This window comes from Photobacterium sp. 2_MG-2023 (genome assembly GCF_030547675.1).
Classification (GTDB): domain Bacteria; phylum Pseudomonadota; class Gammaproteobacteria; order Enterobacterales; family Vibrionaceae; genus Photobacterium; species Photobacterium arenosum.
This window is the reverse complement of record NZ_JAUOQQ010000014.1, coordinates 46,142-59,831: the sequence shown is the minus strand read 5'-3', so window position 1 is coordinate 59,831 and position 13,690 is coordinate 46,142. Positions and strand designations below refer to the sequence as shown.

Annotated in this window: 10 protein-coding genes; 5 read left to right on the top strand and 5 right to left on the bottom strand. The window is 48.4% G+C overall.

Annotation, left to right across the window (positions count from 1 at the left end; all coding sequences use genetic code 11):
* The first annotated feature begins 1 nt into the window (after nt 1).
* The 4 genes from Q4491_RS12780 (at nt 2) to Q4491_RS12765 (ending at nt 5,867) form a co-directional block, all read left to right on the top strand.
* Complete coding sequence (locus tag Q4491_RS12780; RefSeq protein WP_192016140.1) at nt 2-979, top strand: ParB/RepB/Spo0J family partition protein; 978 nt, start codon at nt 2-4, stop codon at nt 977-979.
* 110 nt (nt 980-1,089) lie between these two features.
* Nucleotides 1,090-3,189: a tRNA(Met) cytidine acetyltransferase TmcA gene (locus tag Q4491_RS12775; RefSeq protein ID WP_303457918.1), complete on the top strand. Its 2,100-nt coding sequence runs from the start codon at nt 1,090-1,092 to the stop codon at nt 3,187-3,189.
* A gap of 289 nt (nt 3,190-3,478) precedes the next feature.
* The gene (locus Q4491_RS12770; protein ID WP_218385068.1) at nt 3,479-3,883 is read left to right on the top strand and encodes a hypothetical protein; all 405 of its coding nucleotides are present in this window, start codon (nt 3,479-3,481) and stop codon (nt 3,881-3,883) included.
* Nucleotides 3,884-4,196: 313 nt separating this feature from the next.
* Nucleotides 4,197-5,867 (top strand): DUF342 domain-containing protein, encoded by a 1,671-nt coding sequence (locus Q4491_RS12765; RefSeq protein WP_303457915.1) that lies wholly within the window; start codon nt 4,197-4,199, stop codon nt 5,865-5,867.
* Nucleotides 5,868-5,972: 105 nt separating this feature from the next.
* Here Q4491_RS12765 and Q4491_RS12760 read toward each other — a convergent pair whose 3' ends face one another.
* Together Q4491_RS12760 and Q4491_RS12755 are read right to left on the bottom strand one after the other, a co-directional pair.
* On the bottom strand, nt 5,973-7,277 hold the full coding sequence (locus tag Q4491_RS12760; RefSeq protein ID WP_192016136.1) for a sigma-54 dependent transcriptional regulator: 1,305 nt from the start codon (nt 7,275-7,277) through the stop codon (nt 5,973-5,975).
* Nucleotides 7,274-9,091 carry an ATP-binding protein gene (locus tag Q4491_RS12755; RefSeq protein ID WP_303457913.1) on the bottom strand — a complete coding sequence of 606 codons (1,818 nt, stop codon included), beginning with the start codon at nt 9,089-9,091 and terminating at the stop codon, nt 7,274-7,276. The genes Q4491_RS12760 and Q4491_RS12755 overlap by 4 nt, the downstream gene beginning before the upstream one ends.
* Nucleotides 9,092-9,347: 256 nt before the next feature.
* Here Q4491_RS12755 and pdxH point away from each other — a divergent pair, with 256 nt between their 5' ends.
* A complete protein-coding gene (gene pdxH, locus Q4491_RS12750; protein ID WP_237795436.1) occupies nt 9,348-9,983 on the top strand; it encodes a pyridoxamine 5'-phosphate oxidase in 636 nt (211 codons plus the stop codon).
* Nucleotides 9,984-10,025: 42 nt separating this feature from the next.
* Here pdxH and Q4491_RS12745 read toward each other — a convergent pair whose 3' ends face one another.
* The 3 genes from Q4491_RS12745 to Q4491_RS12735 form a co-directional block, all read right to left on the bottom strand.
* Nucleotides 10,026-10,736, bottom strand: coding sequence for a PAS domain-containing protein (locus Q4491_RS12745; protein ID WP_237795435.1), 711 nt, complete (start codon nt 10,734-10,736; stop codon nt 10,026-10,028).
* Between the two features lie 563 nt (nt 10,737-11,299).
* A complete protein-coding gene (locus Q4491_RS12740) occupies nt 11,300-12,490 on the bottom strand; it encodes a putative manganese transporter (protein ID WP_192016133.1) in 1,191 nt (396 codons plus the stop codon).
* Nucleotides 12,491-12,576: 86 nt separating this feature from the next.
* Nucleotides 12,577-13,533, bottom strand: coding sequence for an AEC family transporter (locus Q4491_RS12735; protein WP_192016132.1), 957 nt, complete (start codon nt 13,531-13,533; stop codon nt 12,577-12,579).
* Nucleotides 13,534-13,690: the final 157 nt, after the last annotated feature.

Genomic DNA, 13,690 nt, shown 5'->3' with positions numbered 1-13,690 from the left:
GGTGGCGATTAAAACAAACGATCTGAATGCCCGTCTGTTTGGTAAAGCAGATAAGCGCCGTGCGACCACAGTGGCAGAGGCGCAAAGTGCGGCAAAAGATAAAGCAGCAGTTATTGAGCTGGCAGTTGCCGGTGAAACCACTGTGGCGTTTGAACTGGTAAAAGTGAAAGCCAGCGAGATTGGCGAACAGACTCAGGTGTTTGCTCAGAATGCCCGTGAGCAGGCATTTTTAAACGAACATGCCTTAGCCGATATTCTGACAACACTGAAAGACAGGGGACAACAATATCCGGCAGTGGGTCGTTGGCTGGATGACGGCCGCATTGAAGTGCTTGACGGTAGCCGGCGGCGGATGGCCTGTTTGCTGTCGAAACAGGATTTTCTGATTTATGTAGCCAAAGGCATAAACAGTGATCATGCCAAGTTTCTTTCTGATGTGGCCAATGCGCACAAGCCGCTGTCATTGTTTGAACGCGGCAAAGAAATGCAGGCTTTGCTGGCTACCGGCAAAGTGGCTGATCAAAAAGCCTTGGCTCGGTTTTGCCAGTGCAGCGAAGCGCTGGTCAGCGGCGCGTTGAAAGCGGCCAGTTTGCCGATGGAGCTGTTAATGGCTTACCCGAGTGTCGGTGAGCTCGGCCGGCCGACCATAGTGAAGCTGCATAAACTCTACTATTCACTGAATGATGAGCAGCAGAAAGCCTTTGTGAAGGAGCTGGCTCAGCAAGATAAACCTGTGTGGCAAAGTGTCGATGCACAGGGTATTACGCGTATTACCCGTGAAGTCACCAATCACATTGAGCATCTTGGCGAGGTCGTGCGTCCCAAAGTACAGCAGAGCAGTAAACCTCAGTCGGTTGAACTGGTGCGCGGGCAAGCAAGTTATGTCAGAGATGGTGACAGACTCCAGCTCAAACTGAGCAAGCTCTCTGAACAGCAAGCTGAACATATACTGGCTTATCTGGCCGATTACCTCAATTAATCGCATCTTTGTTATCTCTAAGCCACGTCTGATGACGTGGCTTTTTTTATTGTGCTTGGTAGTATACAGACCTGTTTCTTCTATCTATTGCTGCAGCATCAGAGGCCAGTATGTCTGAACTGTCTCGTTTCATTTCTGACTTAGTCAGTCGTGCAAAACAATCCGGTCATCGTTATCTGCTCTGCATTGAGAGTGAGCACAGTTGGGGGATCAGCACGGCTTTGCTTGCTCAGGCGCATTACTCTGACGGCCTGTGGCTGAGCGATAAGGCGCCGCCAAACGTGCTATCGGTATCGGCAAAAAAAGCACAAGCCTGGTTAGGGCAGGACTGTGATTTTCTGACCGTAGATTTGCACCAGGGCTTAGCGCTTGAGGCCATGGCCGCTTTAGCCGGCACCATACGTGGCGGTGGTCTTATGGTGATGTTGTTACCCGGCCCCAAAGGCAGGTCAAGCGATTGGCAGTCCCCTTTCATGCAGCGCTTTTTATCTCAGCTTTCCAGCCATCGGGTACTGAAGATAGCATCCGGGCGCGATGGCAAGATGTGTTTGCCTCTGTTGCCTGAAGCATCTGCGGCAGTTAGCGATATCGCTGAGCGGCCTTATGGGTGCCTGAGTGATGAACAGCTCAATGCTGTTGAAGCCATCCGGCGGGTAGTCACAGGCCACAGACGTCGTCCCTTGGTTATCACCGCGGATCGCGGGCGAGGAAAATCATCCGCTTTAGGTATCGCAGCGGGTATTCTGATGAAGGAGAAGCCTCGTAAGATACTGGTGACAGCACCTCGTCAGCGTAATGCCGAAACTGTATTTCAGCATGCGGCAAACATCCTTGGGCTCGCTGCAGATTCGTCTTATCAGTTGCAACGAGATGGTAGTCAGCTTTGTTTTATTGCGCCTGATACCTTGCTGGCAGAGCGCCCTTCTGCGGATCTGCTTATCGTTGATGAAGCGGCGGCTATTCCTGCCCCGTTGCTGCAAAAGATGCTGTCGAGTTATTCCAGGGTGGTTTTCGCATCGACGATACATGGTTATGAAGGTACCGGACGGGGGTTCGCGATTAAGTTTACATCTGTACTGGATGCAATGACCCCGCAATGGCGTGCCTGCTCAATGACATCTCCTATTCGATGGGCTGCGGGCGATCCGCTGGAACGCTGGCTTTTTGAGACGCTGTTGCTGGATGCCGAGCCGGCCTGTATTGCTGAGCCTGTGTCTGCCGCGGATGTTCAGTATCAGCAGATATCGCCACTATGGCTGGCTGAGCGTCCGGACAGCTTATCCCAGTTGTTCGGCTTGTTGGTCAATGCACACTATCAGACCTCACCGAGCGATCTTAAGCAATTGCTGGACGATCCTGATTTAGCGATTTTTGTCGCTCTGCAAGATGAGCTGATTGTAGGGTGTGTATTGCTTTCGTGTGAAGGTGGTTTCTCTGCTGAGCTTGCCCAAGCTATATGTCTTGGCCAGCGCCGGCCCAGAGGGCACTTGCTCGCGCAGTCTGTTGCTGCGCATCTTGGTCTGGCTGAGGCTGCCAGCCAGCATTGTGGACGTATTTTACGTATTGCTGTTCACGATAGTGCGCGCAAGATGGGAATAGGTTCGGCCTTACTGGCACAGGTTCAGGACTGGGCGGTGCATAAACAGCTGGACTTTTTGGGTACCAGCTTTGCAGCCAGCAGTGAATTATTGCCGTTCTGGCACAGCGCTGGCTATGTTCCAATTCGGTTGGGGATTGTTAAAGACGGTGCCAGTGGCTGTCATTCCCTGTTGTCTGTGCTGCCATTATCCGACGCGTCCTGGTCCTGGTTTGAAACGGCAACATGTTCCTTCTCGCTCAGTTTCCTGGCCCAGGCTTGCGAACAGTTTCGGCTGCTTGATAAAGCGGTTTTTTTGCCTTTATATTCCCAATGCCTGGCTCAAACGCAATTACAGCAGTTACCAAGCACGGCACAGCGCCAGTTAATGCACTTTTCTCAGGGAGGGCTTGGCTATGATTTACTCGTTGGCCAGTTGTCACTCTGGCTGCAACACGGACTTCAGTCTGGAGAGCTTACCGCTCAAAACGGTATTGATGTGATGTTGGCTAAAGTGATTCAGCGACAATCGTGGGCTGAATTGCAGGAGCAGTTTGGCTTTACAGGCCGTAAACAGGCAGAGCAGTTTTTGCGACATTTTGTTGGTCATGCGCTGCAATATCTCCCTCATTGATTACAATTTACAGTGTAAATAGGTCACATCTCGTATTTACACTGTAAATTACTGCATACTGGTTAAACTTAACTAGCGCCTTATTCCTGATGGGGTAGTTCAGCCTTTCATTTCCTGCATTACAAGGTTAGTATTTACTAACAAAATCTGATAAGCAGTACTGAAAAAAGTTCAAGGTATTACCACTTAAACCACAAAATTAGACTAGAGTTATTTAACCTGAGCATGAAAAACGTACTGCTGATGGCAAGTACAGGATAATTATTAGAATGCCGTTAAGGGGTAGGATATGAGTTTAGTTAAGGTAGAAAGCAAGGCAATGAGATCCTTGTTGGAACCCGGCGTACGCATTGCCAAACCCAACATGACATTCAGCCTAGTGGCTGGCGGATTTGCTGCGCGATTATTGAAAAAAGCCAATAGCACGACAGAACAGGCGGTTTCTGAAAGTGGCAATCTGGGGTTAAAAGTGCGGTTGAATAAGTTAAGTAAGAATTGCATCTATTTTTCAGCTATGGTGCCGTTAGACTTATCTGCGTCTTATCAGTTGCAAGTTCAGGGGCTGAGAATGCTTGACGGCTACCTGACGTCGGAATCATCTGATGATAACGATCTTCAATTGCCCTGTATTTATCAGTTTCATCCAAATGACTGGCTAACAGATGATGATTTGAATTGGTTAGGGATAGATTAATTTTTGTTTGAGACGCTTTTTGCGGGCGAGCAAGGTTATCCTTGTTCGCTTTATTCTTTATCTCTCTTTCCAATTCATCAATAGCTCTGGCTGGGGTACGCCGAGTGGGTACGTTGAATAAGGAGTGGCGGTTTATTCTCTTATTGGCTTTTTATCTGGTTTCCTGGTTTCCTGTTTTCCGCTCTTGCTCCCCAACCACAAGCCCTGCTGTTGCTTGTTGTGCGAAGTGTGACTCCCTTCTATGTCTACTCGATTGAAATTTCTGTAAGATTTACACTCAAACGGGCTACAGGCCAGGAAGAAGGAGCCTTCCATGACGGATTCAGTGCTTATGTTGGAGCCAGATGGCTCACAACTGCGTCTGGTTGTATCCAAACAAATGGAAAATAGTTGTCAGTCGCTACAGCGTACCGATATTGAATCGTTACTGGAGCAGTCAGATTACTATGCCTATAGTCGTCTCGAAGAGGCGATTCAAGATGCAATCGACTATTACAACAATTCGAAATCAGACGCTGGGCAGTCGGCATTTATTATTGCAGAGCGAAAAGATGTAGAGCTTGAAATCTCTATTTCAGACGACTGCATGTTTGCTTACGTCACTCTGACTGGTGCATACGGTGGCGATCGTTTAACAGCGCAAGGGCTGATAGTCACACTGAAGCAGCAGCGTATTCTGCGTGGTGTCAGCAAAAAACGCCTGCAATATCTCCTGCAGAAATCCTGGGAGCTCGATCCGGGTGAAACCTTCACACTGAAAATAGCGGCTGGCCGACCAGCCGTTGCTGGTACAGATACCCGCTTTGAACCTTTAGTAGCGGATGCCTCTCAGCGTATTCTTGCCCCTCAGGACAGTGATCACGGAAAAGTCGATATGCGTGATCTGGGTAAACTGATTACGGTTGAAATCGGCCAGCCTCTGATGCGACGCATCCCGCCCACTGCTGGTGAACCTGGTTATGATATCCATGGCAACGTGGTTGAGGCGATTGCGGGTAAAGTCATTGCTTTCGATGTTGGTTTAGGAACCCGGATTTCTGATTCCGACCACAATGTATTGATTGCCGATAAAGAGGGAACACCGCGGCACGGCCTGACAGGCATGGCCGTGGATGACCTTTTAACTGTCGATAGTGTGGATGTCACTACAGGCCATATCGATTTTAACGGCGCGGTACTGGTGCTTGGTGATGTCAGCTCTGGTATGAAGGTGAAAGCCGGCGGTAATATTACAGTGACAGGTGTGGTGGAACTTGCTGAGTTGACTGCCGGTGGAAATATTACGATCGCTAACGGTGTGATAGGCCGGCTACAGGATGGCAAACCGGCATACTGTCACTTGCAAGCGCTGGGTAAAGTCTCGGCCAAGTTCGCTCAGTACACGCAGATTGAATCTGGCACAGACACTGAGCTGCATCTGCATCTGGCACATTGCATGGTCAAAGCCCAAGGCGTCGTCAGGGTTATCGATCCGGCGCAACGTCACGGTACTGTGACCGGAGGGGTGATTGTCGCCGAGGGAGGTGTCAGTGCCAGAGTGTTAGGGGCAGAGGCCGGCATTGACACCCAGATCAAACTGTTAAGTCAGTTTGATGATCTCAAGGCTGATATGGACGCCTTGAAAGCCGAGATAAAAAATCAGGAAGAGCGACTACATCAAATTGTTCTGTTGCAGATGAAGCTCTCGAAAATTCCGAAAGAGAAACGCTCTCAGGAATTAGCAAATAAAGTGACAGACAGTAAAGGGCAGTTTATGGCGACGTTAGCTGAGATGAAAAGCCAGCACCAATCTTTGCAGCAAAGCTACCTTCAGCAGTTTTCTGCTGCTCAGGTTGAAGTGAGTAGCTTGATATATCCAGGGGTATCTGTTCGTATCGCTGACAAAGAGTTTGTCGCTGAGCGAGAAATGACAGCTTGCCGGATACATTTAGAGAAACAGAAGATTGTTTGTCAGCCACTGAGCACTACTCGCAGCCAGGTATGATACGAGAGATTTACAGTGTAAATAGCGTACTGACTGCTGACAGCGGAGGTTTGTATTTACACTGTAAATCAGGATGTTCGGGCCCAGGTTCAGGTCGCTTTGCTGCTACTCTTTGAAATCCTGCTTATCTAAGCCATGTTTTTTCATTTTGTCATACAAGGTTTTTCTTGCCAGCGCTAATTCCGACTGTACTTCTTTTAAACGGCCATTGTGCCGGCGCAGTGCGTCACTAATTAAGGTAAATTCAAATTGGTGTACACGTTCACTCAATGAGGGAAGAGGGGCATCAAGATCGAGTGTTTGGTGTTGGTCAAAATGGCTACCAAGCAGTACCAACCTTTCTGACACAGATCTTAATTCGCGCACGTTTCCTGGCCAGTCGTAAGCAAGTAGCTTACTTTTTTGTTCGGCATTGAGTACGGGGGCTTCGATGTTATAGCGGGAAGCCGCAGTACGAATAAAGTTTTGAAATAATAATTCAATGTCTTCCTGGCGTTCACGCAATGGGGGTAATGACAGAGCACATTGCTTCAGGTGCTGGAAAAGCTCACGGGAAAACTGTCCTTGCGAGGTTAGCGCATCAAGAGAGCGACTGCTGCTGACTATCACGCGTGTCTTGTTGTGGTTTGAATTTACGGCGAGCTGGTCTTGTTGTGTAAGCTGATAAAGTAATCGCTGTTGCGATGCAGCAGCCAGCTGGTCGATATTCTCAAGATACAGTGTACTGCCTGTCGCATCTGACCATTTTCCGGCATAGCTGGCGTGCCCGAAGCACAACTCTTCAAATTGCTGTTCAGTCAGGTCCTGACACTTAAGCGATATCAAAGGCAGATGCTGCCTGGGGCTGTGGTCATGAATAAACTGTGCCACCATGCGTTTGCCTGTCCCTTCTTCGCCTTCCAGCAATATAGTCGATTCATCCGCCTGCAGCTGATATAAGCTTCGCCGAAGTTGTTTAATGGCTAAGCTGTTACCCAAAATACGAGGGCCTGGACTACTTTGCGATGCCAGCTCTCTTTTCAGTTCTCTGTTCTCAAGTACCAGTTCCCGCTTGTCACAAGCTCGCTTTACCACATCAAGCAGATGCTCGGTCGAGAATGGTTTTTCCAGAAAATCGTAAGCGCCGATCCGCATGGCATCAACGGCGGTAGAAATATCGCCATGCCCTGTCAGCATAATCACCGGCAGCTCTGCGTCAATCGCCAATGCTTGTTGCAAAAACGTCATACCGTCCATGCCTGGCATATTAATATCTGTGATGATGACGCCGGGAAACTGATTGTCGAAAACGCTTAGCGCTTGGCGGGCACTGGAGAACAACTGAACCTGATAATCTTCCAATTCGAGAGTTTGTCCGAGTGAATCCCGGATAGTTTTTTCATCATCGATAAAGATGACTGGGGGTTTCATGCTGGTTCCTCTTTGCTCAGTGGCAGGCTGATTTGAAACTCGGCTCCACCGCCTGTGTGGTTATGTACGGTTAAACTGCCGGAAAACATATCAAGGATACGGCGACATATAGTCAGCCCCAGCCCTAACCCATCGTGTTTGGTGCTGAAAAAAGGCGTAAAGATCCGCTGTTTTTGCGTGTCATCCATGCCTGGGCCATTATCCCAAAGGGTAATGACAGCGCGCTGGCGGCCGGCATGCAGAGTAATACCGATTTTCTTATCGGTGACAAGCTCCTGTGCCTGAATGGCATTTTGCAGCAGGTTCACTATTACTTGCTCAAACTGCACCGCATCGATGCGGACAAAAACATCTTCAGTGAGATTGAGTTGCAGAGCGACTTGGTGTCTGGTCAGCGGTGCATGCATCAGTTGAATAGCATTGCGAATCGATTGGGCGGCATCGGTACTGCTGTTGAGTGATTGCCCTTTACGGGCAAATATCTTGAAGCGAGCAATAATGGTGGAAATACGTTCGTTTAAATCAATGACCTGTTCAAGGTTACTGGCTACCTCCTGATAGCGTTCTTTCTTTAACAATTTCAGGCCATTTTCACAGTAGGTACGCATTGCTGACAGTGGCTGGTTAATTTCATGATTGATGCTGGCTGAGAGCTCGCCCAGCATGGCCAGCTTGGCGGCCTGGATCAATTCGGTTTGTGTTTCTTTCAGTTGTGCCTGAGTCAGTTCGTATTGCTCAATAGTGTGCCACAACTCTTGGTTAGCCAGATGTAAATGTTGGGTTCTGTCTGCAACCTGATGCTCCAGCGTGTCGTTCAGTTCCGATAGCGCTTGCTTGGCACTGACTGTCTGCCACCAGTAAATCATGACAAGAATCAGCAGCACGTAAAAGGCGATAAACAGAAGAATGCTTTCAAATACATTGGTATAGATATGCATGCTGGGTGTAAAGCCATAGATTACCCAGCCTGCCGTTGACATATCATGGTGAGCCAGCAAAAAGGATTGGCTGCGTTGCCGTTGCGGCAGGTATATTTCAGCCTGCTGGTTTGTATTCAGTACTGTCAGGCTTGGAAGCTGGGTCAGAGGACGCAATGAAGCATTACCGTATTGGCGGCTTTCTCTTACTTGCTGCTGCTGTGTAGCTGATAAGGGCACCAGGCTGTGGTATAGCCAAGTGTCAATTGAGCTGTAAAAAACGACGCCTTGAGGATCGCTGATCACGTACTCCAGTTCTTTGTATTGCCAGATTTCATCGACCAGATTGAGGTCTATTTTGATAACAATCACCCCCTCTATCTGCTTCTGAGTGTTAAAAACGGGGGCGGAGAAGAAATATCCCCGTTTGCCTGAGCTAACGCCAAGCGCAAAAAACTGACTGAGTGACCCTTTAATTGCATCACTGAAATAGGGCCGGTAAGCGTAGTTATTACCAACAAAACTGTCGGCTTGTCCCCAGTTGCTGGCCGCCAGGGTATCGCCCTTGGCGTTCAGCAAGTAAATGGTGTCGGCACTTAATGTCTTTGCCCAGTAAGCCAGCAGAAGATTGGTTTGCAGCATTTTTGCATCGCGCTCGCGCTGAGGACTTGATTGTGCATGCAGCGAATCTAATAGCCTGGGATCATGGGCCAGCAACTGGGGTAACTGCTGGTAGCGGGTAAGGCGTTGGTCGAGTTTCTCGCCGAGTAACCGGATATCAGACCTAATTTGTTCTGATAGCGTACGCGTAAAGTGCTGCTGGGTCAGGAAACCGATAAGCACAGAAAGTAGTATGCCCAGTCCGGCAATCAGGCTCAAGGTACGTGATTTTGGCAAAATCGGCGCTCTGTTTAAGTCAAAGTGGAATGTGCAAAATTAGCATCTTTCGCAGTCAGGCACTAAAGCTTATGGTTATCAAATTGATCCTGATCCTTGTCTCGCCTTGTACCATCAATAAAAACAGCTTACTTTGCAGGAGGTGCTTGTTTTTCCACACACTAAGGCGGACAATTTGCTGCATTAACCAGTCCTAGCCTGAGTTCACTGAACCATAGTGTTGGTGAGCCCTGGCAGTAAGTAAACGGAGAATACAATGGAGCTGTCTGATATTCGTCGCGAGTACACTCGGGGTGGGTTGCGCCGCCACGATCTGCCGGAACAACCGATTGAGCTTTTCAATCACTGGCTGCAGCAGGCTATTGAAGCGGGCTTGACCGATCCTACCGCAATGACGGTGGCAACAGTCGACGCAACGGGTCAACCTTTTCAGCGCATTGTATTGCTGAAACATTTTGATCAGCAAGGTTTTGTTTTTTATACCAACTTAGGCAGCCGAAAGGCATCTCAGATCGAGCATAATAATAAAATCAGCCTACACTTTCCCTGGCACCCGCTGGAGCGACAAGTTCATATTACCGGGATAGCAGAGAAACTGACCACGCTGGAAGTGATGAAATATTTCTCATCCAGACCTAAAGAGAGCCAGATTGCAGCCTGGGCCAGTAAGCAAAGCGCCAGGTTAACCGCTCGTCAGGCACTGGAAGGAAAATTCATGGAAATGAAAAAGAAGTTTTCCGCAGGCGAAGTACCCTTTCCTACTTTTTGGGGCGGCTACCGTGTGAGAGTGACATCAATGGAATTCTGGCAAGGTGGCGAGCATCGCCTGCATGACCGTTTCTTGTACGAGCGTGAAGCTGATCATTGGCATATTGACCGTTTAGCGCCGTAAACAGACACAGAAAGGCCACCGCTCGTGGCCTTTCTGTAACGGTTATTCTTTCAGAATGATGGATAGCTGACTGGTAAGCATGCTTTCAGGAATGTGCGAGCCAAAGCCGAGATCTAAAGCTAAATCGATCAGTTCATTTTTTGAATTAGCATTAAACTTTTCGCGAAGCTTAATCACGTAGTTTTCAACTGTTTTCACTGAAACATTGAGCACCTTAGCAATGTACTGAGGTTTTTTACCGTAAAGCAGTAAGAACAAGACTTCAGATTCTCGCGTATTAAGCTGCACCTTTTGGCGATGAAGGTCCAGGCTGAATGATTTTTGGTGTTGATCATTCAGGCCTGCAGCCCTGCAAATCCAATGACCGACTTCAAGAATTGCGGTATCTTTCAGTTCAATGCCGGAAAAGATGGTGCCGACGACTTCATTTTCTTCATTATGCCATGGCATTTTCGTGAACAAGTGCGCCCGCCAGTTACCATCAGAGTACGGGTGAATATCCAGTACTCGCATGCGTTTTCCGCTGAGCATGACTTGATTGTCCTGATCTCTGAAGCTTTCAGCACACTCAATGGTGGGGCTTGGCATGTCGAAATCTGTGCGTCCTGCACAGTCTAAATGGTGCCCTACACCTATAATTTTTCCATATTCATGATTGGCATAAACAAATACAGAATGTATATCTTTACAACCCCAACATCCAGGAAGCTGATTAAACATATGTAACAAAGTGGGATCGAGTGAATCTTTCACGCTTTACGCCAGAGTTTATTATTTTGGTGGGTGGATTAGGTCTGAGTTTAATGGAAGCGCAGAATGTTACAATATTAGCTGACTGAAAAATTAGACAAGTATGGAATAAAATAGAAAAAAATGCCGGCCAAACTGGCCGGCAAAGACAAGAGTTTAACTCCGAAGAGTTCAATCCTGTACGACGTGTAGAAGAGGTATCCAATCAAGTTTGCATCTTTGATAAGAGGGTATATATCAAAGAACCTCATTGGGATGTATCCGGTTAGGATACTGCAGACGATTTTAGAAAGGGTTTCCTCAACCGCCTACAGTTGCAACTATAGTGAAGCGGTCTCTTTTCGTTAAGGGGGGAAATCACCTATTGACAATAAGTGATGGTTGTGAACTGAGATTAATTACCGTTTGCAATATGACACCAGATGCTATTAAACGATAAGAATTGGATGCATAAGATAATAAAAAATCGACCAGAGGTCGATTTTTTTTGTGTTTTATCTCGAATAAATACGTCGGTAGCCCATAAATATGCAATCAGACAGTAAGTGTATATGTAAAAAGTGATACTACTCAAAAAAATAATAATAACTGTAAGCAACAAATAAGGCAGGCAGGCTGGAATACACAGTAGCAATTAACGCAGCCTTGGGAGCGAGTGCAATGGCGGGAAAGAGCGCATCACCATCATTGCTCAGCGCATTGCCCAACTGTGCCGACATAGGGATCGCGCCGTGAAGATAAAAGCTAGTGATGAGAATTTGCGGCCCGCAGCCAGGAATCAGACCTATTAATACACCGGCTAACGGCAGTGCAGCGCTCCAATGGCTGAGAGACGCAGCTATATCCCAGCCTGTCAGCTTGATGGTGACTTCAAAGCAAAGGAAAGCACCAATTACCCAGGTAGTGACAAAATTCGTGTCCTGAGCCACACGCTGAAACAGGCTGGCTTTGTCAGATTTCGGATCTTCGGAAACGGCATCCTGATAACCCTGGATGTCGCGGCTAAGTGACCAGAGCAACATGGCGATCAGCGCAAAAAACGCCCCCAATACAGTGATGCTACCCTCGGGTAAATGTAACAGTGCATCTGTGTTGAGCTGAAACGAGCCCATCACAGCGATCACTGCACTGGGAATCAGCAGCCACTGCCAGAAGGTTCCCTGCCAGCGAACCGCTGGTGCCTGGTTACGGGATGAGGTCGTGCGACAACAAGATGCCGTCGCTTCAGCGTTTTGGGGTTGCAAAAAGGCACCGCCATGAAGCGTATCGACCAGCCATCCACTGAGTATGCCAACCACTAAACCGATCATAATAATGAACAGTCCGGTGGCCGGTTTCGCCGCAAGTAAAAGAAAGGCGGCATCCCCCATAGTGGCTGTCAGCACAGCGACAACAGAGCCAAAGCTTAACTGACCACGCACAAATTGCGTGATCACTATAATTGCGCCTCCGCAACCGGGTAAGGCACCCATAACAGATGCAAAGACAACCTGATATCGCCGGCTGCTTTTTAGCCGTAGGGTTACAGCGGACTGATGGCTCAGTCTTTCTGACAGAGAGTGATACAGTGCGAGAGTGATGGCGACGTAGGCGGCGACCTGCCAGAACGCATCCGCAAGCACACTCACTGTCAGCTCACGAGTCGCAGGTGCTGCCAGCATAGCTATCAGCAAGACGGGAAGCACAAGGCGTTTATTGGCGAGACGCCAGCGATAACCCAGTTTTTGGAAAGGCGCGGATTTAACCTGAGATGTCATGGTCACACTCAAACGACACTGAATAGGAATAGTTCTTATTTAATATCAAATGAGAGTGATTATCAATTCTATTTTTGGATCATAAATCAGATAATTCCGACTGTTTTTAGCAAAGTCAGGCCAAGGCTGCAGGTGAACATAGAGCCAAGTGTTGTCATCGCAATGATATTGGCCGCCAGACTGGCGTTGGCCCCCATTGCCCGTGCCATGACGTAGCTTGCAGCGGCTGTCGGGGCAGCACTCATCAGAAAGATAATGCCCAGCTCTGTGCCTCGGAAACCGTAGCAGTAGCCAGCGAAGGTGATCAGTAACGGAGCGATGATCAAACGGGCACTGGTTGAGAGGTTGGCATTGCCTGATTCCTGTTTCAGCTGTCGCAGATCCAGGCTGGCACCGGTACACAGAAGCGCCAGAGGTAATGTCATGTCGGCAAAGTACCGGCCCGACTGCATCACAACATCCGGCAGCCGGAGATCGAGAAAAGTAAAAGGCAGAGCGCTGCAGATACTGATGATCAAGGGATTGGTGATGATCGACTTCACGACGAAACGATGATCAAGGGAAGCATTGGCAGCGCTGGAACGGCTGAGCGTGATCACGGCCATGATGTTATAAAGCACAGTGATCACGGCAACATAGAGAGCACCGACCACTATGCCGGGTTCGCCGTACGCATTTGCCACATAAGCCAGGCCTATGATACCCGTATTGGCTCGAAAAGCGCCCTGAACAACAACTCCTCGTTCAGATGGCTCCTTGATCATCTTTCCGGCAATCACTTCAAATAAGAGGAATATCGCAATGTTAGCTAACGCGGCAAAGATAAAGAGCTCCCCGCTGCCCAACTGGTGTACATCAGCATTGACCAGATTGAGGAACAATAATGTGGGCAGGGTAACGGTAAACACCAGCTTGGAACCGGCCTGTGTAAAGGCATCATTGATGATTCCCCAGCGTTTTAAGGCTATTCCCAACGCCAGCATGATAAAAATAGGGCCTGTAACGGTAAATGAAAATGAAAGCTGCGTGAGAAATTCGTCCATTACGTGTTCTTTCCACTCGGGTAAACAGCCATACGTTTTATCACAAAGCGGTTCAGGCAACAGCCACTAACCGGTTTATCTGTAACATTTTTTCGTTCTGTTCCCTTTCGCTGCTCGCAAAGTAAAGGATGGGAAAATATCTGTTACAAGCCGATAT

What these genes read in the sequence shown, in the direction of transcription:
- Q4491_RS12775 (WP_303457918.1), top strand. Translation starts at nt 1,090, where the DNA reads ATGTCTGAACTGTCTCGTTTCATTTCTGACTTAGTCAGTCGTGCAAAA.
- Q4491_RS12770 (WP_218385068.1), top strand. Translation starts at nt 3,479, where the DNA reads ATGAGTTTAGTTAAGGTAGAAAGCAAGGCAATGAGATCCTTGTTGGAA.
- Q4491_RS12765 (WP_303457915.1), top strand. Translation starts at nt 4,197, where the DNA reads ATGACGGATTCAGTGCTTATGTTGGAGCCAGATGGCTCACAACTGCGT.
- Q4491_RS12760 (WP_192016136.1), bottom strand. Translation starts at nt 7,277, where the DNA reads ATGAAACCCCCAGTCATCTTTATCGATGATGAAAAAACTATCCGGGAT.
- pdxH (WP_237795436.1), top strand. Translation starts at nt 9,348, where the DNA reads ATGGAGCTGTCTGATATTCGTCGCGAGTACACTCGGGGTGGGTTGCGC.
- Q4491_RS12740 (WP_192016133.1), bottom strand. Translation starts at nt 12,490, where the DNA reads ATGACATCTCAGGTTAAATCCGCGCCTTTCCAAAAACTGGGTTATCGC.
- Q4491_RS12735 (WP_192016132.1), bottom strand. Translation starts at nt 13,533, where the DNA reads ATGGACGAATTTCTCACGCAGCTTTCATTTTCATTTACCGTTACAGGC.